Source organism: Aquitalea magnusonii, assembly GCF_003202035.1.
GTDB classification, from domain to species: Bacteria; Pseudomonadota; Gammaproteobacteria; order Burkholderiales; family Chromobacteriaceae; genus Aquitalea; species Aquitalea magnusonii.
Genome location: NZ_QJKC01000003.1, coordinates 178901 through 201506, shown reverse-complemented (window position 1 = coordinate 201506; position 22606 = coordinate 178901). Strand labels below are relative to the sequence as shown.

The window sequence follows — 22606 nt, the reverse complement described above, 5'->3', positions numbered from 1 at the left end:
CGATCCTTGAAAAGAAACAGTCCACACAATAACAAAGCCCGGCTTTCTTGTCCGTGCCGGGGGCAAAGCAAAGCCCCGGCCATGTGACGGGCCGGGGCTGGGTGAGGTTTACAGGCCGCCGTAAGAATGCAGGCCGGTCAGGTACATGTTCACCCCGAGGAAGGCGAAGGTGGTCACCAGGAGGCCGATGACCGCCCACCAGGCCAGCGGTTCGCCGCGCCAGCCCTTCACCAGCCGGATATGCAGCCAGGCAGCGTAGTTCAGCCACACGATCAGCGCCCAGGTTTCCTTCGGGTCCCAGCTCCAGTAGCCACCCCAGGCATCGGCAGCCCACATCGCGCCCAGGATGGTGGCGATGGTGAAGAACAGGAAGCCGATGGAAATGGCCTTGTACATCATCTCATCCAGCACCTCGGCGCTGGGCAGCCGGTCTTTCAGCACACCCTTGAGCACCAGCAGTTCGGCCACACCCAGCATGGCCGACATGGCGAAAGCACCATACCCGACAAAGTTTGCCGGAACATGAATCTTCATCCACCACGATTGCAGGGCCGGGATCAGCGGCTGGATTTCATGTGCCTGGCGGTCGAAGCTGTACCACAGGATGAAGCCGACCGCGGCAGAGATCACCAGCAGCACGAAGGCACCTGCCTGGCGGGTGGCAAAGCGCGCTTCGTAGTACAGATACATCAGCGCGGTGATCAGGGTGAACAGGATAAAGACTTCGTACAGGTTGGATACCGGGATATGGCCGACATCGCTGCCGATCAGATAGCTCTCGTACCAGCGCACGAACAGGCCGGCCGCCCCCATCACCGCCGCAGCCCAGGTCAGGCCGCTGCCCATGCGCGACAGCATGGCCGAGCGGGTGAGCAGACCGGCCCAGTACACCAGGGTGGCCAGGAAGAACAGCGTGCACATCCACATGATGGCCGACTGGCTGGACAGCAGGAATTTCAGCCAGAACGCCGTTTGCGCCCGTGCCAGCTGGCCATGGTAGAGGCTGATGCCCAGCAGGGCGACGCCGGCCGACAGCGGAAAGAACCAGCGCCAGGATTTCCAGAACCAGCCCAGTGCCACCAGCCCGATGGCGGAGCCGGCCAGAATCGCCTGCTCATAGCCATCCATGAAGGGGTTGTACAAGCGCCAGGCTTGCCCGGCAGCCACCAGCACCAGCACCGCATACAGCCAGTCGCTGGGCTTCAGCCGCTTGTACAGCGGCTGCTCGACAAAGGATTGAGCCAGTTCCATCACTTACCTCGTACCAACTGTTGAATTGCCTCGCTGCGGCGGCGGAAGTCCTCGTCCAGGTCACGGTTGTGACGGTTGGAACTCATGGCCAGCCGCACGCTGGCCGTGCCACATCGCAGCCACAGCCGAACTTCGCGTACATAGAACATCAGGATGATGCCGATCACCAGCATCAACGAGCCAAGATACACCAGGTTCTTGCCCGGCGAGCGGGTCAATTGCAAGCCGGAAGCCTGTACCTGGTCAAAGCCCTGCAGCTGCAGCAACACCGGGGCCTGGTAATCATGCAGGGCGCTGATGCCCACCAGGCTGTCCAGCAGGAAGCGATAGTGCTGGCTGTCCGCGCTGGCCGGCGGCAGGCCAGCCTTGGCATCGGCCACATCCATCACATCCACCACGGCACCTTGCAGGATCTTGACATAGGTCTGCGCCACGGCCTGACGCTTGTCTTGCGGCACCTTCTCATCCAGGAACTGCTCCAGCGCCACGAAACCGCCCTGGGCAAAGCGCGCCAGTATCCATTTCACGCTGCCGGCAAACTGCTGCTGCATGGCCGGGCTGATGGCCGAGCCCTGCATGGCCTTGGCGGTGGTGCGCTGTGCAATCTCATCATAGAGTGCCGGATTCATGAAGGCGCTGCGCAAACGCATGAAACGCTCCAGCGACAGCTTGTCGTCCAGCGGCAGGCGCAGGTACTGGAAGGGGTCGGACACCTTGCTGCGCACCCCGGCCACCAGATAGCTGGCACCATCCTGCTGGATCGGCGCCATGTAGTGGTGGAACTCCACGGCCTGGCCCTGTTTGTCGCGCAGTTTGAAGCTGATCGACGGGCCGATATTCTTCAGCTGCTTTTCATGCTTCACCTCGCGCGCATCCTGCATGCGCTGGGACAGGCTCTTGCCGGCGGCATCATCGCTCTTGCCGCTCATGTTCTCGATATTGAACACACGCAGCTCGCCGAACTCCAGATTGTAGTCCTTGCCATTGGCGCGCAGCGGCTGGCTGCCCATGGAAATGCCCTTGATGTCCACCGGCTGCATCTGCGGCGCATCCAGATTCCACGCCTTCAAGGACAGCGGCGAGCCGCCATCGCCAAAGCTGGCCTGGTAAATGGCCACGCCATCCACGATCAGCGGATGGTTGACCTTGACCTGGGCTTCGGTCACCTTGCCGGTGGCCTTGTCGGTGACCACGATGTCACTGGCAAACAGCTTGGGCATGCCATTGCTGTAGTAGTCGACATAAAACTTCTTCAGGCTGACGGTAAAGGGCAGCTCCTGCACCAGATAGCCATTGCCGGCATTCAGGAACACCACGTCGCCGCTCTTGCCCTCGGCAATGGTGACATTGCCGCGAAAAGACAGATTGGCAGTGGACAGCCGGCTTTGTGCGGGAATCTGGCTTTGCGGGATGTCGCGGGTTTCCGGCACCACGCTGCCCACCATCTCGGCCAGCTTGAGCGGCAGGTTGCCATCCATCAGGCCGCCAATGCAGATCACCACCAGGGCAATGTGGGCGAAGAAATAGCCCAGCTTGCTGGCCGCGCCTTTCTTGGCTGCCAGGACCAGGCTGCCGTCCTCGCGCTGGTGTTCGCGCCAGCGCCAGCCCTGGCCGCGCAGATAGGCGCGCAAGGCATCCGGGTCCACCTTGTCCGCCGGCAGCTCCACGCTGTGCCGGATGGCAGCCAGCGAGTTGTCCGAGGCTTTTTCGCGGTAGGCCTTCATGTCCTTGATGAAGCCCGGACCATTGCGCAGGATGCACAGCGTGGTGGACAGCACCAGGAAGGCCAGGATGGTCAGGAACCAGCCAGAGTGGTAAACGTCATACAGGCCCAGCTGTTCGAATACGGCAAACCAGTACTGGCCGAATTCGAAGGCGTAGTTGGGGTAGGGTTCGTTCTGCTTGAGCACGGTGCCGATGATCGAGGCAATGGCCAGAATGGTCAGCAGACCAATGGCAAAACGCATCGAGCTGAACAGCTCGTACAGCTTGTACAAAGTGGTGTTGCGGGAGTTTTTTGTCATCTTGGTGCCGAACACAAAAAGGGAAGCCGGTTAAGGCTTCCCTTTTGAACAAGGCTATTCGCAAAAGTTGCGATTAGCGCAGACCCGAAATGTATTCGGCTACCGCCTTCATTTCAGCATCGCTCATGCGGGAAGCGACTTCCGACATGGTCACGTTCTTGCGATCGACACCTGCCTTGAAGTCGGCCAGCTGTTTGGCGACGTAAGCGGCATGCTGGCTGCCCACACGCGGGAACTGGTCCGGAATGCCCTTGCCGGCGGGGCCGTGGCAGGCCATACAGGCCGGTACGTGGGTGGTCGGGTTGCCCACGCGGTATACCTTGGCACCCAGCGCCATCAGATCCTTGTTGGAGGCTTCACGCGCCTTGGGTTTCTGCTGGCTGAAGTAGGAAGCGACATTGCGCATGTCGGCATCAGACAGGGCCGAGGCCATGCCCAGCATGATCGGATTCTTGCGCTCGCCCTTCTTGAAGGCCTGCAGCTGGTTGTAGATATACACCTCATGCTGGCCGGCCAAGGTCGGGTTTGCCGACGCTACGCTGTTGCCATCAGCACCGTGACAGGCAGCACATACCGTGTCAACGATCTGCTTGCCCTTTACCGGGTCTCCCTTGGCAATGCCTTCTGCCCACGCACTTCCAGCCAGGGTTGCCGCAGCTACAGCCAACAGCATCATCCGTTTCATGATCGCTCCTTGTGAGGAATTCTTAAATATCTGTAAAAGTGGCAATTTCAAACCTGTTATTCTATACCAACTGAAATCAACCTTACTACTATGTCGATTTTTAAAAACGCCACTTTTTATACCACCGTCAACCATTTGAAGGACCTGCCGCCCACCCGCGCCGAGGTTGCTTTCGTGGGACGGTCCAATGCCGGCAAGTCCAGCGCCATCAATACGCTGGCCAACCGCACCCGGCTGGCGTATGTCTCCAAGACACCGGGCCGTACCCAGCATATCAACTTCTTTGACCTGGGCAATGAGCGTTTCATGGTGGATTTGCCCGGTTATGGCTATGCCGAAGTGCCGGAAGCCGTACGGGCACACTGGGTGCAGCTGCTGGGGCGCTATCTGCAAACCCGCGACAGTCTGATCGGCCTGATCCTGATCATGGATTCGCGCCGGCCACTGCTGGAGCTGGACCGGCAGATGCTGAACTTCTTCCGCGATACCGGCCGGCCCGTGCATATTCTGTTGTCCAAATCCGACAAATTGTCGCGTAGTGACCAGCAGCAGACCCTGAACATGGTGCGACGCGAGCTGGCCGACTACCCCGCGGTGAGCGTGCAGCTGTTCTCCAGCCTGAAGAAAACCGGTACCGAGCAGGTGGAGCAGGTGGTGGTCAGCTGGTTTGATGCTGTACTGAAAGAACAGGAAGAGCCGCCGGCAGCCGGATGACGGAACTTTGTCGGGGAGGCCGACACTAACCGTGCAGGTGCTCCGGCACCTCCCGCTTGCCTCCCTGAGCGGGAGCCTTACGCTGACAATTAAGGCCTTTACCCCGGCGCCCTGTGCGCCGGGTTTTTTATGGCCGGCATGCCGGCGCGGCGACCAGACATGAAAAAAGCGAAGGGAGTCCCTTCGCTTTTGTTTGGGCAATCGGGCGGCGATGCCAGGCCGCCACCATTCCCTCAGTTCTTCATCACCACGTTTTCCACCTTCAGGCTCTCCGCAGCGCTGCGCACGGCAGCATCCGACGGGAAGGGCCCCAGGCGCACCTTGTAATTGCCTTGCTGGTTGATGATGCCCAGCTTGGAATCGTAACGGTCGTCCATTTCATCCAGCATCTTCTTCAACAGGGCTTCGGCATTGGCCAGCTTGTTGAAGGAGCCCAGTTGCAGATACTTGGGATTGTCCTCTGCCTTGATGTCGGGGCTGTTGCTGGCGACGGCTTCACCGCCGGCCATCGGCCATACCCGCTCGATGCTGACCTTGGCGCTGCCCTGCTTGACGAAGCCCAGCTTGTAGGCGGCAGCGTAGGACAGATCCATCGCACGATTCTTGTGGAAGGGGCCACGGTCGTTGATGCGGACGATGACCGACTTGCCATTGGCCAAATTGGTCACCCGGGCATAGCTCGGGATCGGCAGGGTCGGATGGGCGGCCGTCATGGCAAACATGTCGTAGCGCTCACCCGAGGTGGTTTTCCTGCCATGAAACTGCTTGCCATACCAGGAGGCCCGGCCGTTGGCCTGAAAGGGTTTCTCGCTGGTGTCGGGACGGAAGCTCATTCCCATCGCCGAGTAAGGCTGGTTGGCTGACTTGATCAGCGGTTCCGCCTGGGGTACGGCATCCGGTACCAGATTCAGATTGACCGGAATGTGGTCGGCAGGGCCGTCTTTCTGAAAATAGGCACCGCCATTGTTGGCTACGGTGGGCTTCTTGGTCGGCTTGGCCGACGCTTGGCTGGTGGCGCTCGCCGTCTTCACGGTGGAGCAGGCCACGAGTACGAGACTGACAAAAACAAGCCACAGCCATCGGAGTACTGATTGCATAGACCTCCCTTATGCTGTTGGGCACATCAAAAAAACACTGGCGACTTGCGCTCGGCTGGCGAGTGCAGTCCCTGCCTGGAAGAGCAAAACTGCCTGGCCTGTGTTGTCACGGCGCTGCCGCGATGGCGGCAGGGTGCAGGCTTGCAGTCTGGTTCACTTCAGCAGCAATGTTTCTTGCTGGCCCGTTAGTGTTGGCCGGTCTGTGAACTGTCAGCTGCCTCCTTCAAATCCGATCTGCCGCCACGCTTCGAACACCGTGATTGCAACGGCATTGGAAAGGTTCAGGCTTCTCGATTCGGGGCGCATGGGCAAACGAATCCTCTGTGATGAAGGAAAATCCTCCAGCACTTCAGGCGGCAAGCCGCGGGATTCGGGACCGAACAGCAGTACGTCCCCAGATTGGAAAGAGATCTGGTCATGGCGCGTGGCGCCTTTGGTGGTTGCAGCGAACATTCGCCGTCCTTGCAGGGCCTGCTGACAGGCAGCCCAGTTTTCATGGACAACGACACGGGCATATTCGTGGTAGTCGAGGCCCGCTCGTCGCAACTTGGCATCCTCCATGGGAAAACCCATGGGTTTGACCAGATGCAGTTCACAGCCGGTGTTGGCACATAAACGAATCACATTGCCCGTATTGGGCGGGATTTCCGGCTGAAAAAGAACAACGGTGAACATCGTTGGCTGGCTGGATTGTTCCAAAGAATCAAAATCTTGGTCAAGTTTTTGGGAAGAATGCCCTGCAGAGCACCCACGCATCGACCCGTTTTGCCCCCTGTTTTTTGAGCTTTTCAGCCAGGGCGGACAGGGTCATTCCACTGGTGGCGACATCGTCCACAATCGCGACGGAAAGCCCGTCAATACGTTGTTTTACGCCAAATGCATCGCGAACGTTTTGGCGTCTTTCGGCACGTCCGAGAGAGGCTTGCGGCACAGTGTTGCGTTTTCGCCAACACAGTGTGGAGGAAAAACGGCTTTCCATTGTAACAGCGATTGCCTGGGCCAGTGGAATGCTCTGATTGAAGCCCCGTTCTGCAAGTCGTTCTTTTGACAAGGGAACAGCCAGTACCAGATCGCTGCGCATGGCGGTTTTTCTGGCAAATTCGGCCATCAGCGCGGCCAGTGTACCGGTCAGTTGCAGCTGTTTTCCGTACTTCATGGCATAAATAATTGTATTCAGGGGGTAGCCAAACAGATAGGGAACGTGTAGGGCGTCAAAAGCGGGGGGTGAACGCAGGCAAAAGCCGCAGATATCCCCCGTGGCTGCTGGTTCTGCACAAATGGGGCAGTGCAGCTCCGGCAGCAGGGGCAGGCTGGTTTTGCAGCCCCGGCACAGCCCGAATTCACTGTTTCGTGTATTACACAACAAACACGATTGATTAAATATTGTGCAGTTGTCAATTAATCGTCTGGTGATATTTGACAGCATGATGCCCCCTCTGCAAGACTGCGACCAGACACTCTCACGCACGCGGTTTTTTTCTTAAATTATCCATTTGTCCAGTTGCCATCAGCCATTAAATGCAATTGGAATTTTCCAGTGACGAAAGCGCATTCATGACCACTCAAGCCATCCAGTTTTCCCGTCCGGCGACGCCGCATCCACAGAGCAATACCTGGTCGGTGGCGGAAATCGAGGCACTGCTCAGCCTGCCCTTCATGGAGGTGGTTTTTCGTGCTGCCGAGATTCATCGCCAGTTTTTTGATCCGACCAAGGTGCAGCTGTCGACCCTGGTTTCGATCAAGACCGGTGGCTGCCCGGAAGACTGTGGTTACTGTCCGCAATCGGTACATCACGACACGCCGGTGGAAAACCAGCCGATGATGACGGTGGACGAGGTGATTGCCGTGGCGCGTACCGCCAAGGCCAATGGCGCCGGCCGCTTCTGCATGGGTGCCGCCTGGCGTGGCCCCAAGGATGCCGACCTGGAGCAGACCTTGCGCATGGTGAACGAGGTGAAGGCGCTGGGGATGGAGACCTGTGCCACCTTTGGTCTGTTAAAGGACGGGCAGGCTGAAAAACTGAAACAGGCCGGTCTGGACTATTACAACCATAATCTGGACACCGCACCGGACAAATATGGCGACATCATTCATACCCGCGAGTACGAGGACCGCCTGGATACGCTGGGCAAGGTGCGCGGGGCGGGGCTGTCGGTGTGCTGTGGCGGCATTGTCGGCATGAATGAAACCCGCCAGGACCGTGCCGGCCTGATCGCCCAGCTGGCCAATATGGAGCCGCAGCCGGAATCGGTGCCGATCAACAATCTGGTGAAGGTCGGCGGCACGCCGCTGGAAGGCGCCGAACCGCTGGACTGGACCGAATTTGTCCGTACCATCGCGGTAGCGCGCATCACCATGCCCAGAAGTTATGTGCGGCTTTCGGCCGGTCGACGCGAGATGCCGGAGGCGATGCAGGCACTGTGTTTCCTGGCGGGTGCCAACTCGATTTTCTACGGCGACAAGCTGCTGACCACCGGTAATCCCGAGGTGGATGCCGACCGTCTCTTGATGGAAAAACTGGACCTGTCCCCGCTGTAAATCCTTGGCCATTTCTGCCCTGGTCCGGCCGGATTTTTGAAATGTATATATAAGGAATACTTTTCGCGAAATCCGCCGGCCAAGGGCAATTATTTTCTGGAAAACCCCATGCGCTCCCAGGACCTTTCCGCGGCACTGCTGGAATTGCAGCAGCAGCACCGTTTTCGCCAGCGTCATATCGTGGAAACGCCACAATCCTGCGCGATGATCATCGAGGGCAAACGCTACATTGCCTTCGCCAGCAATGACTATCTGGGACTGGCCAACCACCCGCAGCTGATCGAAGCCGCTCGCGAGGCCATGCTGCGCTGGGGGGTCGGGGGAGGCGCCTCGCACCTGGTCGCCGGGCACTTTGCCATTCACCAAGAAGCCGAAGAGGCGCTGGCGGCATTTTGTGGTCGCGAGGCGGCCTTGCTGTTCAGCTCCGGCTATGCCGCCAACCAGGCGGTGATCACCAGCCTGGTGGGGCGGGGCGATGCCGTGTTTGCCGACAAGCTCAACCACGCTTCACTGAATGATGCCTGTCTGCTGTCGCGGGCCACTTTCCGCCGTTTCCGCCATAACGACCTGCAGCAGCTGGAGCAATTGCTGGCCAGCACCCCGGCCCGTACCCGGCTGATTGCCGTGGATGCGGTGTACAGCATGGACGGCGATGAAGCACCGCTAAAGAAGTTGCAGGATCTTGCCGATAAGTACGATGCGTGGCTGTACATTGATGATGCACATGGATTCGGCGTGCTGGGCGATGGCCGTGGATCGGCAGTGGAACAGGGTTTGCACGGAGAGCGGCTGATCTATATGGCCACTCTTGGCAAGGCGGCTGGCGTGGCCGGGGCCTTTGTCGCGGCGAGCAGCCAGTTGATTGCATGGCTGGTCAACACGGCTCGCAGTTATATTTTCACTACCGCCCAACCGCCGGCGCTGGCCGCCGCGGTGCTGGCCAGTCTGCGGCTGATGGCGGACGAGCCGTGGCGTCGGCACCGCTTGCAGCAGAGCGTGAGCCGGCTGAGGGAAGGCTTGTCGGAGGTAAATTTTCCGCTGATGGCATCCCGCACCCCGATCCAACCCATTATCATTGGTAGGAACGAGCAGGCATTGTTGCTGGCCGCACAGTTGAAGGAGCGTGGATTCTGGGTGCCTGCGATACGGCCGCCCACCGTCCCTGAGGGAACGGCACGTTTGCGCCTGACATTGTCGGCAGCCCATACGCAGGACCAGCTGGAGGCTTTGCTGGACTGTATGGTGCAAGCAATGCAGCCATAGGGGATGGCTGCGTCTGTTCGTAGCATGACCGGAATTTCCGGCTAACTCATACTACGATAATGACATGAAGAGTACGGCTGATTATCTGTCCTCCCAGCAAGAGGCTGCTGAAACTGCCTTGTCCCTGCTGCGCCAGCGGGGCGAACCTGCTGCCGCAGCCGTCTGGGCGCTGGTGGGGACGACATGGCAGCTGCTGGCCACGCTGGGGATGGCGGACACCTTGACACCGGCGGCGGCCCTGTCTGCGGGACGACTCCCCGGGCCGGATGGCGGAGCCATGCCCTTGTCCGTGCAGGGCGAGCTGATCGGCTGGCTGGTCTGGCGTGGCAAGGTGCCGGAGAATACCGCGGCGATTGCCTCGCTGCTGACCGGGCATCTGTTGAGCGCCCGTCAGCACTCCGAGCAGTCCCAGGCGCGGGTGATGAATGAAACCCTGCTGGAAATCAGCCAGCTGCCCAGTGAATGCAGCGCGTTGGATGACATGCTGCCCAAGCTGCACCGCTTGCTGATGCGGCTGATGGATGCCCGCAATTTCTATATTGCACTGTACGACGAGCAGGCCAGCAGCCTGCACTACCCTTTTTACGCCGATCAGCTGGACCCGGCCCCACCTTCCCCCGAACAACTGTTTTCCGCCAGTCAGAGCGAACGCTCGCTGACCGCCTGGCTGATGCGTCTGGGCAAGCCCCTGGTGCTGACCCGTGCCCGGCTGCTGGAAATCTGCGCCCAGGAACAACTGGTGCTGGAAGGTCCGGTGCCGGAGCTGTGGATGGGGGCGCCGCTGAGCAATGCCAATAACAGCGTCATCGGCGCTGCGGTCATGCAGTTCTATGCCGAACAGGCGCCCTGCACCTCGGCCGAGCAGACGCTGTTTCTGTTTGTTGCCCGCCATGTCGGCTATGCGCTGGACCGCATGCTCTACCGCAGCCAGCTGGAGCGCCAGGTCTGGCTGCGTACCTGCGAGCTGGAAGGGGTGAATGCCCGCTTGCGCTCCGAAGTGTCCGAACGCAAGCGGGCCGAGCGCTTTCAGGATGTATTGTTCCGCATCGCCGACCTGTCCAATACCAGCCTGTCGCTGGAAGCCTTTCTGGCCGGCGTGCACCGGCTGCTGATGGAGCTGGTGGCTGCCCGCAACTGCCAGGTGGCGCTGTACAGCATGGAGAACGACCTGCTGAGTTTTCCCTATTGCTCCGACGAACAGCAAGCGGCGGCCAAACCCCGCCGGCCGGGCAAGGGCCATGTCGAGCAGGTGCTGCACAGTGGCCGGGCGCTTTTGCTGGATCGACTCAATCCGCAACTGCCGTCTGCCGATGGCGCCGGGCCGGCGCTGTACAGCTGGCTGGGGGTGCCGCTGTATTGCGGACACGAGTTGCTGGGGGTGCTGTCGGTACACAGCTATCAGGAAGAAGTGATCTACAGCTATCGCGATCAGGAAGTGCTGGAGTTCGTTGCCAACAATATCGGCACGGCACTGGCGCGGGTACGGGCCATGCAGGAATTGCAAAACGCCTATGCCGAGCTGGAACAGCGGGTGCGCGAACGTACCAGTGAGCTGGATGCGGTCAATGCCCAGCTGGAGTTCGACAGCCTGCACGATCCCCTGACCAAGCTGCCCAACCGCAATTACTTTGCCAAGACCCTGCGCCGCGCCTGGGAAGGCTATGTGGCGGGCAATGGTGCCCGCTTCAGCGTGATCTTTATCGATCTGGACCGCTTCAAGCTGGTGAATGACACGCTGGGCCATCTGGCGGGCGATCATCTGCTGTTCGAGGCCGGTGCGCGCATTCGCTCCTGCCTGCGTCATTACGATTTCCTGGCCCGGCTGGGGGGCGACGAATTCGCGGTGCTGCTGTTCGGGACCGAAACGCTGGAGGGCTGCGAGCTGATCGCCCGGCGCATCGTCAGCGAATTCGAGCGGCCGGTGATCCTGGCCGGACGTGAAGTCTTCTCCACCGCCAGTGTCGGCGTGGTGCTGGCCGACCGCGAGCATTATCACAAGGCAGAAGAGCTGCTGCGCGATGCCGACCATGCCATGTACTGCACCAAGCAGCAGGGCCGGCAGGGTTATACCGTGTTCAACCACCAGTTGCGCATCAATCAGGCCGACCAGTTGGCGCTGGAAAGCGAATTGCGCCGGGCGCTGGAGGTCGACGACCAGCTGCAGCCCTATTTCCAGCCCTTTATCGATGCCAACAGTGGCGAGCTGGTGGGTTTCGAATCACTGGTGCGCTGGCAGCATCCGCTGCGCGGCCTGATTTCGCCGGCGCTATTCCTGCCCATGGCCGAGGAAAGCGGGCTGATCACCCGTGTCGACCGCTACATGATCAATGCCGCCTGCCGCCAGCTGCGGCGGTGGCTGGACGAGGCGCGGGTATCGCCGGACATCGCCCTGCATATCAATCTGTCCTCCGCCAATTTCCACGACCCGGAACTGGTGGCGTGGATGCGCGACATCATCGACAGCTACCAGCTGCCAGCCGCCATCCTGCATCTGGAAATCACCGAAAGCGCGCTGATCGACGTGCCGGACATCGCCGCCACCGTGATGCATGCCCTGCATGATCTGGGCGTCAAGCTGGCGCTGGACGATTTCGGCACCGGTTATTCCGCGCTGTCCTATCTGCACCGCTACCGTTTCGATGTGCTGAAAATAGACCAGAGCTTTGTGTTTGATGTCGACCGCAAGGAAGAAGCGTTTGCCATCGTGCGTGCCATCCTGGCGCTGGCGCAGGCTTTGGGGCTGGACGTGGTGGCCGAAGGCGTGGAAACCGCTGCCCAGCTGGCGCGCTTGCAAGAGATGGGCTGTGGCAAATTGCAGGGTTATTACTTTGCCGCCCCGGCCCCGGCTGACGCCATCGACTGGGAACGGCTGGCGCGCTTTGTGCAGGAGTTTCGCCGTGCCGCCTGAGCCGGCAGCCCGCGCGGCGGCTTTCTTTCGCTGCGCGCTCTTGCGAAAACCACCTTTCTCCCCCATTTGATTGCCCATGACTCTGTTTGTTGAAAGCCGCGGCCGTGGCCCGGACGTGGTAATGCTGCATGGCTGGGGCCTGCATGGCGGCGTATTCGACCGTGTGGCCGACGTGCTGGCCGCGCACTATTGCGTGCATCTGGTCGATCTGCCCGGCCATGGTGCATCCGCCCCTTTGGCGCGCTTTGATGCCGACGCAGTGGCCGACCTGGTTGATGCCCAATTCCCCTTTCCGGTACAAGTTGTCGGCTGGTCGCTGGGCGGCCTGATTGCCCAGCACTGGGCAGCCCGCCATCCCGACAAGATCAAGAGCCTGGCGCTGGTGTCCACCAGCCCGCGCTTCGTGCGCGACGACAGCTGGCCACACGCCCAGCAGCGCGCTGCCATCGAAGCGGTGGGGGCCAGCCTGGAAGGGGCCTTCGAGCAAACGCTGGAGCGCTTCCTCGCCCTGCAGATGATGGGGGCGCCCGCGGCGCGCGATACCGTCAAGGCGGTGCGTGAGCAGCTGTTTTCCCACGGCCGGCCGCAAGGCCTGCTGCCGGCACTCGAATTATTGCTGGAGGCCGATGCGCGTGCGCTGGCCGGCCAGATTCATTGTCCGGTGGCACTGTTTTACGGGGTGCGCGATGCCATCACCCCCATCGGTGCCGGCCGCTGGCTGCAGTCTGCCCTGGCCGATGCCACCCTGCACGAATTCACCCAGGCTTCGCACGCGCCATTTTTGTCCCACCAGGACGAATTTGTCGCCAAGCTGGCCCAGCATCTGGAAGCCTCCGCATGAGCGAAGCGTTTTACACCGACAAAGCCCGTATCCGCGCCTCTTTCGAGCGCGCCGCCAGCAGTTACGACTCCGCCGCCGTGTTGCAGCGTGAAGTGTCCGACCGCATGGCCGAGCGCCTGTCCTATATCAAGCATCAGCCACAAGTGATTCTGGATGCCGGCACCGGCACCGGTTATGGCGCGGCCCAGCTGCGCGCCCAGTATCCGGAGGCGCAGGTGGTGGAGCTGGATCTGGCCCACGCCATGCTGTGCGCCTCGCGCGAGCGTCAACGCGCCGGCGACGGCCTGCTGAAAAAACTGTTCAAGCGCAGCCAGCCCTGGCAGGTGTGTGCCGATGTGGAAAGGCTGCCGCTGGCCGACAATAGCGTGGACATGATCTGGTCCAATCTCACCATCCAGTGGGTGAATATTCCGGACAGCGTGTTCAGCGAATTCGAGCGCGTACTCAAGCCGGACGGCATGCTGATGTTTTCCACGCTGGGCCCGGACACCCTGTTCGAACTGCGCGAAGCCTTTGGTGGCGTGGACCAGGCCACCCACGTCAACCAGTTCATCGACATGCACGACCTGGGCGATGCGCTGATGCGCGTCGGCTTTGCCGAGCCGGTGATGGACATGGACAAGATCGTGCTCACCTACGACAAGGTGCGCGACGTGATGCACGACCTGAAAGCCATTGGCGCGCACAATGCCACCCGCGACCGCAACCGTGGCCTGATGGGCAAGCAGGCCTGGCGCCGGGTCGAGGCCAATTACGAAACACGACGGCGCGACGGCACGCTGCCCGCCACCTATGAAGTGGTCTATGGCCATGCCTGGAAAAGTACGCTGAAGAAAAAGGGCAATACGCTGCCGGATGGCCGGCAGGTGATCGAATTCGTCAAACCGGGCAGCTGGCCGGGCAAGGTCTGATACGACAATGACTGACCGCCTGCGGCCAGCACGGTCGGAAGACGCCGCATGCCTGGCGGCACTGGCCAGCCTGGTATGGCTGGATACCTATGCCAGCGCAGGCATCCGTCCGGCACTGGCGCGTTATGTGCAAGCCAGTTTTACCCCGCAGGTGTTTCTGGACAAGCTGGCCGACCCGCAACAGCACATCCTGCTGTTGGAGCGTGATGGCCATCTACTGGCCTATGCCTTGCTGCAAGAGGCTGCCGCCTGCCCTGGAGAGCCGGCCTGGCAGGCCGAGTTGGCCACGCTTTATGTCATGCCGCGCTTTGCCGGGCAGGGGCTGGGACGGTGTTTACTGTCAGCCAGCTTGCAACTGGCCGGCCAGCTGGGTTACCACGGCTTGTGGTTGAGCGTGTTTCACGGCAATCAGCGGGCCCTGGGTTTTTACCGGCACCTCGGTCTGCAACAGGGGGCTGATTGCTTTTTCGAGCTGGAGGGCGAGCGCCATCTCAATCATGTTTTCCTGCTGGCAGACACGGGTGAGGGGAACCATGTTGCGCCGCAATAATCAAACGAGCCCTATACGCTCCCAACCCCGTCACTACTTATTCAATCCATCATGACATTCCTACGCCGCCTGGCTCCGGCCAGCCTGCTGTTGCTGCTGGCCGCCTGTACCCTGACCCAACCCAAAACCGAAATCACTCCCCCGAAAGTCCCGGTCAAGCCCCGTATCGCGCTGGCGCTGGGCGGCGGGGCGGCCAAGGGCTTTGCCCATGTCGGTGTGATCAAGATGCTGGAAGCCAATGGCATCGTGCCGGACATCATCACCGGCACCAGTGCCGGCAGCGTGGTGGGCAGCCTGTATGCTTCCGGCCTGAACGGCATGCAACTGCAAGCCAAGGCCATGCAGCTGGACGAATCCGAACTCACCGACTGGACGCTGTCCACCAAGGGCTTCCTCAAGGGCGAGAAGCTGGAAGCCTATATCAACACCCAGCTGGGCAACCGGCCCATCGAAAAACTGCCGCGCCGCCTGGGCATTGTCGCCACCGAGCTGGACTCCGGCCAGAAAGTGGTGTTCCGCATGGGCAATACCGGCCAGGCCGTGCGCGCCTCGGCCAGCATCCCCAATGTCTTCCTGCCGGTGGTGATCGGTGGCAAGCGCTATGTCGATGGCGGCCTGGTCAGCCCGGTGCCGGTATCGGCAGCGCGCGAGATGGGGGCGGATTTCGTCATTGCGGTGGATATTTCCGCCAAGCCCAAGCCGGGCAAGGCCACCGGCCTGTTTTCCATGCTGGACCAGAGCTTCAATATCATGAGCGGTCCCACGCTGGCCGCCGAGCTGAAACAGGCGGATGTGGTGATCCGCCCCAATGTGCTGAATATCGGCTCGGCCGACTTCGAGGCACGGCACCAGGCCATTCTGGAGGGCGAGAAGGCCACCCAGCAGTTGATCCCGTTGCTGCGCAGCCGTTTGCAGCAGAAGTCGCTGGCCATGGCGCGCTAAAGCACCGTTTGGCGGGCCTTGCCGTCTGGCTGAGAGCGGGAAAGATGGCATAATGCAGGCGTTGTCGGCCAAGCCGGGCAGACAAGGCCTGTTTTGCATTGCGCCCGGAGCCGGGTAAAACACCGTCTTTCACTCTGGGCGCAGCCCGCAAGGAGAACCGCATGATCAAACTCTACGGCGTGCAGCTGTCCGCTTACTACAACAAGGTCAAGATTGCCCTGCTGGAAAAGGGCGTCAATTTCCAGGAAGTGCCGACGCGTCCCTCGCAGGAAGCGGCGCTGCTGGAACTGAGCCCGATGGGCAAGATTCCCTTTGTCGACATCAATGGCCATGCCCTGTCCGAGTCCACGGTGATTCTGGAATGGCTGGAAGATGCCTATCCCACCGCCGCCCTGCTGCCGCCGACGCCAAATGGCCGTGCCAGCGCGCGCGAACTGATGACCATGCTGGATCTGTACCTGATGCCGGCCGCCGCGCCCTTGTACCGCCATCTGCTGTTTGGTGCCGCGCTGGATGAAGCCGGCAAGGCAGCGGCCAAGGCGGCCATCGAGCGCAGCCTGCTGGCCGTGTCGCGCCTGGTGCAGTACGGCCCGTGGCTGGCGGGGGAATATTTCAGCTTTGCCGACATTTCCGCCGCCTGTATCTTGCCGCTGGTGGCAGCATCCACCCAGCAGGTGTATGGCGAAGACCTGACCACCATCATTCCGGGCATCGAAGACTATCTGGCCTTGCTGGGCAAGCGTGCCAGCGTGGCCCGCACCTGGCAGGACAGCGCCGCCGCCCGGGCGGCCTACCTGGAAGCCAGCAAGCAATAAGCCCGCTTACAGGACATCGAACAGCGGCAGTTGCTGCGGCTGGTCGGCATCATCGGCCAGCCTGACCCCCACTCCCACCAGCCGTACCGGGCGCTGGCCGCGGGCATAGGCGATTTCCAGCAGGTCGCGGTAGTCGGCGCTGCTCAGCTGCCGGCCGCTGTGTTCGGCCGTGGTCTGGCTGAAATCGGCAAACTTCAGTTTTACGCTCAAGCCCTTGAATGGTGGATTCTCCGCCCGGGCAATCCGCCCCTGCAGCTTGCTCATCAGCTCTGGCAGCTTGGCCAGGCAGGCCGCCAGGTCGGGCAGATCCTGCGCATAGGTTTCTTCCACGCTGATGGACTTGCGGCTGCGGTCGGTGGATACCGGCCGCTCGTCCTGGCCGCGCGCCAGTTGGTACAGCCGTTCGCCAAAGCGGCCGAAGTGGCGCATCAGGTCCAGCTTCTCCCATTGACGTAAGTCGCTGCAACGATGAATGCCCAGCTGTTTCAGCTGGGCCGCCGTCACCTTGCCCACTCCATGAATTTTTTCGACCGGCAGGCCCAGTACAAAGCTGTCGACATCCTGCGGCCGGATCACCAGTTGGCCATCCGGCTTGTTCCAGTCACTGGCAATCTTGGCCAGAAACTTGTTGGGTGCGATGCCGGCCGAGGCGGTGATGCCGACTTCGGCACTGATCTGGTGGCGAATGGCGGTGGCCATGCGCGTGGCGCTGCCTTGCTCATGCGGCTGGCAGCTGACATCCAGATAGGCTTCGTCCAGCGACAGCGGCTCGATCAGCGGGGTATAGCGCTCGTAGATGGCCATGATCTGCTGGCTGGCCTCGCGATAGCGGCGCAGGTCCGGCGGCAGGATGATCAGCTGCGGACACAGCCGCAGGGCACGCGCCGATGACATGGCGCTGTGCACGCCAAAGCGGCGGGCGATGTAGTTGCAGGTGGCGATGACGCCACGGCTGTCGGGCTGGCCGCCCACCGCCAGCGGCACTTCGCGCAGGCTGGGGTCGTCACGCATTTCGATGGCGGCATAAAAGCAGTCGCAATCGACATGGATGATCTTGCGTTGCCCGGTCATGCGGCCTCGTGATCAGTCGGCCGCGCGTTCGCTGTGGCCCAGTGTCTTGTCAGGTGCCACCCGGTCGCGTACCAGCTGTTTCAGCTGCTTGATGTCGGGAAAACCGCCATCGCGCTTGCGGTCCCACAGGGTCTGCTCATCGATGCTGATGCGGAACACGCCACCGCTGCCGGGACGCAGTGCCACTTCGCCCACTTCCTTTTCAAAGGTGGTCAGCAGCTCCTGTGCCATCCAGGCGGCGCGCAGCAGCCAGCGGCAGCCTGTGCAATATTCAATGGCAATGCGGGGCAAGGCGGGCTGGGGGAGGATGGGGGTATTCATGAGAGTCCGGCTTGAATGCAGTGCCGGATAGCATAACGCAGAATGAGGAAAAATCCGCCGGTTCCCTGAGTCGATCTATTATTTGACGGGGCTTGACTGGCAAGACCCGTTCTCCTCCATCGTGTTGACTCTTTTAGTGCAGACTTGGCGCTTACTACTGTGTAGGGTAACCGGCGGACTGAGCAGTACAAAGATGTGTTCAACTCAATTCCCGGACGCCAGTGTGCCCAAGGATGGTGCGGTGGTAAAGCGATTACTCTAACAAAGGCGGAATGCTGCATTGCACGATGTCACATTGGCGCAACGTTGGGCAGAAAAATGCCCGCCTGAGCGGGCAGTGGCAATAATTGGCCAGAAAAATCAGCAGATTGGCCGAATTTTGCCGGCCCCAAACCCTTAGTGTTCCATCGCCATCGGCGCGTCTTTTTCCACCAGTACTTCCACGGTCACTGTGCCGGCCTTGGCGAATTTCAGCGTCAGCGGGAAGTGTTCGCCTGCCTTCAGCGGCTGCTTCAGGCCGATCAGCATGATGTGGTAGCCACCCGGGGCAAATTTCACTTCGCTGCCGGCGGCCACGCTCACACCACCGCTTACTTCGCGCATGCGCATCACGCCATTGTCGTTGACATGCACATGCAGTTCGGCCTTGTCGGCGCGGGGTGTGCTGGCGGCCAGCAGGGTGTCGGCTTCCTTGCCGGTGTTCTTGATGCTCAGATAGGCCGCGCCGGTGGGGCTGGCTTCCGGCATGGCGCGGCTCCAGGGGTGGCCCAGCTCCAGCGCGCCCAGCTTGAAGCTGTGGGCAGAAACGGTGGCGGCCAGCAGCAGGCCGGCAAGCAGGGTCAGCAGTCGGGACAGGGACATCGGATTCTCCAGAAAAGTTGCGCTCAAAATTAGCACACATCAGACCATGCCGACTGCGACAAAGTGCCGCAGGTGCGCGGGTTTTCGGGATGCGACACCAATATGGGCAGGCACGACGCGGCACTATCATTTCTGCTGGGGAAATTTATAATCGGGCGCTGATATTCCATGTGTTTTCATCATGCTTGAAACCCTGTCCCTGAAGTTCCTGTTTGGCGGCTTGCTCAGCTTGCTGACCATTACCAACCCGCTGTCCAAGATTCCGCTGTTCATTTCACTGACCCAGCAGATGAACGACGCCGGCCGTGCCAATCAGGCGCGCCGTGCCTGCCTGTTTGCCGCCGCCATCATGCTGGTCAGCCTGCTGGCCGGTAACCTGATCATGGCGGCTTTCGGCATTTCCTATGGTGCGCTGCGCATAGCCGGCGGCCTGGTGGTGGCGGTGCTGGGTTACCGCATGCTGTTTCTGTCGCAGGACCCCGGCATGGCGCCCAAAACCGGCGAGCGCGAAGACTACGCCTTCTTCCCGCTGGCCATGCCCGGCATCAGCGGGCCGGGGACCATCGCGGTGGTGATCGGCATTTCCACCGAAATCGCCGAACTCGCCGGCTGGCCGGCCAAGGCGCTGGCCTTTGGCATGACTTTTGTGGCGATTGCCGGCACCAGCCTCGGCATGTGGCTGGTGCTGCGTTCCTCGGCCATGATCTCGGCCCGGCTGGGGCGTGGCGGGCGCGAGGTCACCACCCGGCTGATGGGTTTCCTGCTGATCTGCGTTGGCGTGCAGTTTGTCGGCTCCGGCATCCGTACCTTCATGGCCGGTTCCTGACGGGCGCAAGATCGTTCAAGTTTTCCGCTGGTGGCTGTGCCAGAATGAGCCGGACCATGTTTGTCCCGGTTTCAAACCATGCCACTGCCTGAGCACGAATTTTCCCGTTTCTTTCGCGCCGACGATATCGCGCCGCTGGAATGTCTGGATGCCTTTTACCGGCAGCAGGTGTTTGCGCCGCATTTCCACGAAGAATACGTGGTGAATGCCTTGCTGGCCGGCGCCCAGGCTTATCGTCATCGCGGCGGCAATCATATTGCCGGGGTGGGGGCGCTGGTGCTGATGAATCCGGGCGAGGTGCATACCGGCGAGTGCGCGCACCAGCAAGGCTGGGCCTATCGCGGCTTTTATCCCTCTGCCGAGCTGATTGGCCGGCTGGCGGCGGAAATCAGCGGTCAGCGCGGGGTGACGCCGTATTTTCGCGAGACCGTGGTGTTCGACCCACCCCTGGCCGCGCGGCTAAACCAGTTGCATCAGGTCTTGCGCGACAGCCGGGATACGCTGCAACGCGAAACGGCATTGTATGCGGTGTTCAGCCAGGTGGTGTTGCGCCACATGCAGATTGCCGAGCGGCCAGTGCGGCCGTGGCCACAGGCGGTGGAGCGCGCCCGGCAGCTGCTGGCCGACTGTGTGACGGACAATCTGTCGCTGGCCACACTGGCACAGGCGGTGGGGCTGTCGCCCTGGCAGCTGAACCGGCAGTTTTCCCGCCACCTGGGCTTGCCGCCGGTGGCCTGGCGCAATCAGTTGCGCGTGGTGCGTGCCCGACGCATGCTGGCCGATGGCCATAGTCCGGCGGCCACGGCGCTGGAGCTGGGTTTTGCCGACCAGCCGCATCTGACCCGGGTGTTCCGGCACGCGCTGGGCATTACCCCGGCAGCTTACCAGCGCAGCCTCCGGCGCTGAGCGCAAGATCGTTCAAGTCAGCCTGCCATGCATGGTGATAGCGTGGCGGCTGTGTTCACCTTTATCATCGTCCCATGTCTCCACAAACCTGTTCATCCCGTCGCGCGCTACTGCTGGAAGGCGTGCGCGATACCGTGCCCATGCTGGTGGGCGCTGCTCCGTTTGGTGTCATCTTCGGCACGCTGGCCATTGCCGCCGGCCTGTCCAGCGCCACGGCCATCGGCATGTCGGTGCTGGTGTTTGCCGGCTCCTCGCAATTCATCGGGGTCAGCCTGATCGGGGCCGGCACCGCCTTGCCGGTGCTGTGGCTCACCACTTTTGTGGTGAATCTGCGCCACGCGCTATATAGCGCCACCTTGCTGCCCTTTGCCCGTGACTGGTCGCTGGCCTGGCGCTGGCCGCTGGCCTTCTGGCTGACCGATGAAACCTTTGCCGTGGTCGAACACCGTTTTCGCACCAAAGGAGCGGCAGGCGGCCAGTGGTACTGGCTGGGTTCGTCGCTGGCCATGTATGGCAATTGGCTGTTATGGACGGTGGTGGGGGTGAGCCTGGGGCAGTCGCTGCCGGGGCTGGCCAATCTGGGGCTGGATTTCGCCATGGGGGCGACCTTTGCCGCCATCGTGGCGCCGCAGCTCAAGCACCGCCCGGCGCTGGGGGCCGCCGTGGCGGCTGGCGTGGTGGCCATGCTGGGGCGCGGCCTGCCTTACAAGCTGGACCTGATGCTGGCGGCGCTGGCAGGGGTGCTGAGCGGTCTGCTGCTGGAGCAGTGGGCCAGGCGCAAGGAGCAGGCAGCATGAATCACTGGCTTGCCATCAGCGGCATGATGCTGCTCACCGTATTGATTCGCGCCAGCTTTCTGGTATTCGGCCAGCGCCTGGCTTTTCCCGAGTGGCTGAACCGCGCGCTGCACTATGTGCCGCCGGCCGTGTTGTCCGCGCTGGTGGTGCCCATGGCACTGGCGCCGGCCGGCACGGTGGATCTCAGCCTGCGTAATGCCTATCTGCCCGGCATCCTGGTCGCCGCGCTGGTGGCCTGGAAAAGCGGCAAGACCTTGCTGGCCATCGTGGTCAGTTTTGTGGTGTATGGTCTGTGGCGCTGGGGCCTGCTGCCCGGGTGAGGGCTGCGGCCTGTTCCGGCGCGCCCAGCAGCAGGACCAGCCTGCTGCGCCAGCCATCGGCCTGCCAGGCTTCGCGCAGCATGTCGCGCCATTCCACCAGGCTGACCCATAGCGGGTTGACGCTGTTCACCGGCTTGACCGTGCCATAGTCGCAGGGTTCATCGTCGCGTTCGGCCACAAAGCTGCCAAACAGCCGGTCCCAGATACACAGCACGCCGGCATAGTTGCGGTCGATATAGCAGGGATTGCGTGCGTGGTGGCTGCGGTGGATGGACGGGGTGTTGAACACATATTCCAGCCAGCCCAGCTTGGGAATGGCCTGGGTGTGCACAAAAAACTGGAAGGCCAGATTCAGCAGCACCACGCCGATCACCTGCTGTGGCGGGAAACCCAGCCAGGCCAGCGGCAGCCAGAATGCCCACATGCCGGCCAGCGGATACATCAGGCTCTGGCGAAAGGCCGTGGAAAAATTCATCCGCGTCGAGCTGTGGTGCACGCTATGCGCCGCCCACAGCCAGCGTATGCGGTGGCTGGCGCGGTGAAACCAGTAATAGAGGAAATCCTGCGCCAGAAACAGGCCAACAAAGCTGAGCCAGCTGGCAGAAAAGTTGAACAGGCGGTGTTGCTGGTAGAGCCAGCCATACAGCGGCAGCACCAGCAGCTAGGCCAGCTTGTCGGCGGCCTGATGCAGCAGGGCGAGACAGGCATTGCACAGGCTGTCGCGCCAGTCGTAGATATCACTGCGGCCCTGCCGCCGCCAGTAATACAGCTCCCAGCCCATGCAGGCCAGAAACAGTGGTGCCAGTGCCAATAGCAGCAGTTGCACGTCGAATTGCATGATGTCTTCCTCGTAGATGGCCTTGCGTCATGGCGCAAACGCTCGATTGGAGTTGTGGCTCTATTTCTACAGGAAGACGCAGTCTGCCGGCAACAGCAGCGCATGGAAACGGGGGCAAACAGGCCCC

General features: G+C 61.4%; 24 protein-coding genes. 13 read left to right on the top strand and 11 right to left on the bottom strand.

Annotation, left to right across the window (positions count from 1 at the left end; all coding sequences use genetic code 11):
• Positions 1-108 precede the first annotated feature (108 nt).
• The 3 genes from ccsB to DFR38_RS04570 form a co-directional block, all read right to left on the bottom strand.
• Positions 109-1251 (bottom strand): c-type cytochrome biogenesis protein CcsB, encoded by a 1143-nt coding sequence (ccsB, locus tag DFR38_RS04580; protein WP_059285791.1) that lies wholly within the window; start codon positions 1249-1251, stop codon positions 109-111.
• A complete protein-coding gene (locus DFR38_RS04575) occupies positions 1251-3275 on the bottom strand; it encodes a cytochrome c biogenesis protein ResB (RefSeq protein ID WP_110313100.1) in 2025 nt (674 codons plus the stop codon). Before DFR38_RS04575 ends, ccsB begins: the two co-directional genes overlap by 1 nt.
• 73 nt (positions 3276-3348) lie before the next feature.
• A complete protein-coding gene (locus DFR38_RS04570) occupies positions 3349-3960 on the bottom strand; it encodes a c-type cytochrome (protein WP_059284592.1) in 612 nt (203 codons plus the stop codon).
• Positions 3961-4050: 90 nt separating this feature from the next.
• Between DFR38_RS04570 and yihA the strand changes: the two genes are divergently transcribed.
• On the top strand, positions 4051-4674 hold the full coding sequence (yihA, locus tag DFR38_RS04565) for a ribosome biogenesis GTP-binding protein YihA/YsxC (RefSeq protein ID WP_059284591.1): 624 nt from the start codon (positions 4051-4053) through the stop codon (positions 4672-4674).
• A gap of 233 nt (positions 4675-4907) precedes the next feature.
• Here the strand turns inward: yihA and DFR38_RS04560 are convergent, their stop codons facing one another.
• The 3 genes from DFR38_RS04560 to DFR38_RS04550 all read right to left on the bottom strand — a co-directional run bounded on the left by DFR38_RS04560 (position 4908) and on the right by DFR38_RS04550 (position 7197).
• Positions 4908-5705: a septal ring lytic transglycosylase RlpA family protein gene (locus tag DFR38_RS04560; RefSeq protein WP_239688503.1), complete on the bottom strand. Its 798-nt coding sequence runs from the start codon at positions 5703-5705 to the stop codon at positions 4908-4910.
• Between the two features lie 276 nt (positions 5706-5981).
• The gene (locus DFR38_RS04555; RefSeq protein WP_059284589.1) at positions 5982-6446 is read right to left on the bottom strand and encodes a tRNA (cytidine(34)-2'-O)-methyltransferase; all 465 of its coding nucleotides are present in this window, start codon (positions 6444-6446) and stop codon (positions 5982-5984) included.
• A 40-nt stretch (positions 6447-6486) separates the two neighbouring features.
• Entirely contained in the window at positions 6487-7197 is a 711-nt protein-coding gene (locus DFR38_RS04550) for a ComFC family protein (protein WP_059284588.1), read from the bottom strand.
• Positions 7198-7325: 128 nt separating this feature from the next.
• Here DFR38_RS04550 and bioB point away from each other — a divergent pair, with 128 nt between their 5' ends.
• The 8 genes from bioB to DFR38_RS04510 all read left to right on the top strand — a co-directional run bounded on the left by bioB (position 7326) and on the right by DFR38_RS04510 (position 16539).
• Positions 7326-8309: a biotin synthase BioB gene (gene bioB, locus DFR38_RS04545; RefSeq protein WP_059284618.1), complete on the top strand. Its 984-nt coding sequence runs from the start codon at positions 7326-7328 to the stop codon at positions 8307-8309.
• Positions 8310-8417: 108 nt separating this feature from the next.
• Positions 8418-9572 carry an 8-amino-7-oxononanoate synthase gene (gene bioF, locus DFR38_RS04540; protein ID WP_059284617.1) on the top strand — a complete coding sequence of 385 codons (1155 nt, stop codon included), beginning with the start codon at positions 8418-8420 and terminating at the stop codon, positions 9570-9572.
• A gap of 64 nt (positions 9573-9636) precedes the next feature.
• A complete protein-coding gene (locus DFR38_RS04535; RefSeq protein ID WP_059284587.1) occupies positions 9637-12480 on the top strand; it encodes a putative bifunctional diguanylate cyclase/phosphodiesterase in 2844 nt (947 codons plus the stop codon).
• Between the two features lie 76 nt (positions 12481-12556).
• The gene (gene bioH, locus DFR38_RS04530; protein ID WP_059284586.1) at positions 12557-13321 is read left to right on the top strand and encodes a pimeloyl-ACP methyl ester esterase BioH; all 765 of its coding nucleotides are present in this window, start codon (positions 12557-12559) and stop codon (positions 13319-13321) included.
• Positions 13318-14232, top strand: coding sequence for a malonyl-ACP O-methyltransferase BioC (gene bioC / locus DFR38_RS04525; protein ID WP_110313058.1), 915 nt, complete (start codon positions 13318-13320; stop codon positions 14230-14232). Before bioH ends, bioC begins: the two co-directional genes overlap by 4 nt.
• Before the next feature lie 7 nt (positions 14233-14239).
• The gene (locus DFR38_RS04520) at positions 14240-14782 is read left to right on the top strand and encodes a GNAT family N-acetyltransferase (protein ID WP_059284584.1); all 543 of its coding nucleotides are present in this window, start codon (positions 14240-14242) and stop codon (positions 14780-14782) included.
• 51 nt (positions 14783-14833) lie between these two features.
• The gene (locus DFR38_RS04515) at positions 14834-15724 is read left to right on the top strand and encodes a patatin-like phospholipase family protein (protein WP_059284583.1); all 891 of its coding nucleotides are present in this window, start codon (positions 14834-14836) and stop codon (positions 15722-15724) included.
• A 161-nt stretch (positions 15725-15885) separates the two neighbouring features.
• Positions 15886-16539: a glutathione S-transferase family protein gene (locus DFR38_RS04510; protein ID WP_059284582.1), complete on the top strand. Its 654-nt coding sequence runs from the start codon at positions 15886-15888 to the stop codon at positions 16537-16539.
• A gap of 6 nt (positions 16540-16545) precedes the next feature.
• Here DFR38_RS04510 and dinB read toward each other — a convergent pair whose 3' ends face one another.
• From dinB to DFR38_RS04495, 3 genes are all read right to left on the bottom strand, one after another.
• Entirely contained in the window at positions 16546-17610 is a 1065-nt protein-coding gene (dinB, locus tag DFR38_RS04505) for a DNA polymerase IV (protein WP_059284581.1), read from the bottom strand.
• Between the two features lie 12 nt (positions 17611-17622).
• The gene (locus tag DFR38_RS04500; RefSeq protein WP_059284580.1) at positions 17623-17931 is read right to left on the bottom strand and encodes an Rdx family protein; all 309 of its coding nucleotides are present in this window, start codon (positions 17929-17931) and stop codon (positions 17623-17625) included.
• 396 nt (positions 17932-18327) lie between these two features.
• Positions 18328-18792, bottom strand: coding sequence for a copper chaperone PCu(A)C (locus tag DFR38_RS04495; RefSeq protein WP_059284579.1), 465 nt, complete (start codon positions 18790-18792; stop codon positions 18328-18330).
• Positions 18793-18973: 181 nt separating this feature from the next.
• On the opposite strand from DFR38_RS04495, the gene DFR38_RS04490 reads away from it, so the two are divergent.
• The 4 genes from DFR38_RS04490 to DFR38_RS04475 all read left to right on the top strand — a co-directional run bounded on the left by DFR38_RS04490 (position 18974) and on the right by DFR38_RS04475 (position 21641).
• On the top strand, positions 18974-19618 hold the full coding sequence (locus DFR38_RS04490) for a MarC family NAAT transporter (RefSeq protein ID WP_059284578.1): 645 nt from the start codon (positions 18974-18976) through the stop codon (positions 19616-19618).
• Between the two features lie 78 nt (positions 19619-19696).
• Positions 19697-20524: an AraC family transcriptional regulator gene (locus DFR38_RS04485; protein WP_110313057.1), complete on the top strand. Its 828-nt coding sequence runs from the start codon at positions 19697-19699 to the stop codon at positions 20522-20524.
• Positions 20525-20598: 74 nt separating this feature from the next.
• Positions 20599-21321 carry an AzlC family ABC transporter permease gene (locus DFR38_RS04480; protein ID WP_059284577.1) on the top strand — a complete coding sequence of 241 codons (723 nt, stop codon included), beginning with the start codon at positions 20599-20601 and terminating at the stop codon, positions 21319-21321.
• Complete coding sequence (locus DFR38_RS04475) at positions 21318-21641, top strand: AzlD domain-containing protein (RefSeq protein WP_059284576.1); 324 nt, start codon at positions 21318-21320, stop codon at positions 21639-21641. The genes DFR38_RS04480 and DFR38_RS04475 overlap by 4 nt, the downstream gene beginning before the upstream one ends.
• Here the strand turns inward: DFR38_RS04475 and DFR38_RS04470 are convergent.
• Both DFR38_RS04470 and DFR38_RS21410 read right to left on the bottom strand, forming a co-directional pair.
• Positions 21592-22296 carry a sterol desaturase family protein gene (locus tag DFR38_RS04470; protein WP_204377399.1) on the bottom strand — a complete coding sequence of 235 codons (705 nt, stop codon included), beginning with the start codon at positions 22294-22296 and terminating at the stop codon, positions 21592-21594. The two genes, DFR38_RS04475 and DFR38_RS04470, sit on opposite strands and share 50 nt — an antisense overlap.
• A gap of 6 nt (positions 22297-22302) precedes the next feature.
• Positions 22303-22479 (bottom strand): hypothetical protein, encoded by a 177-nt coding sequence (locus tag DFR38_RS21410; protein WP_204377398.1) that lies wholly within the window; start codon positions 22477-22479, stop codon positions 22303-22305.
• Positions 22480-22606: the final 127 nt, after the last annotated feature.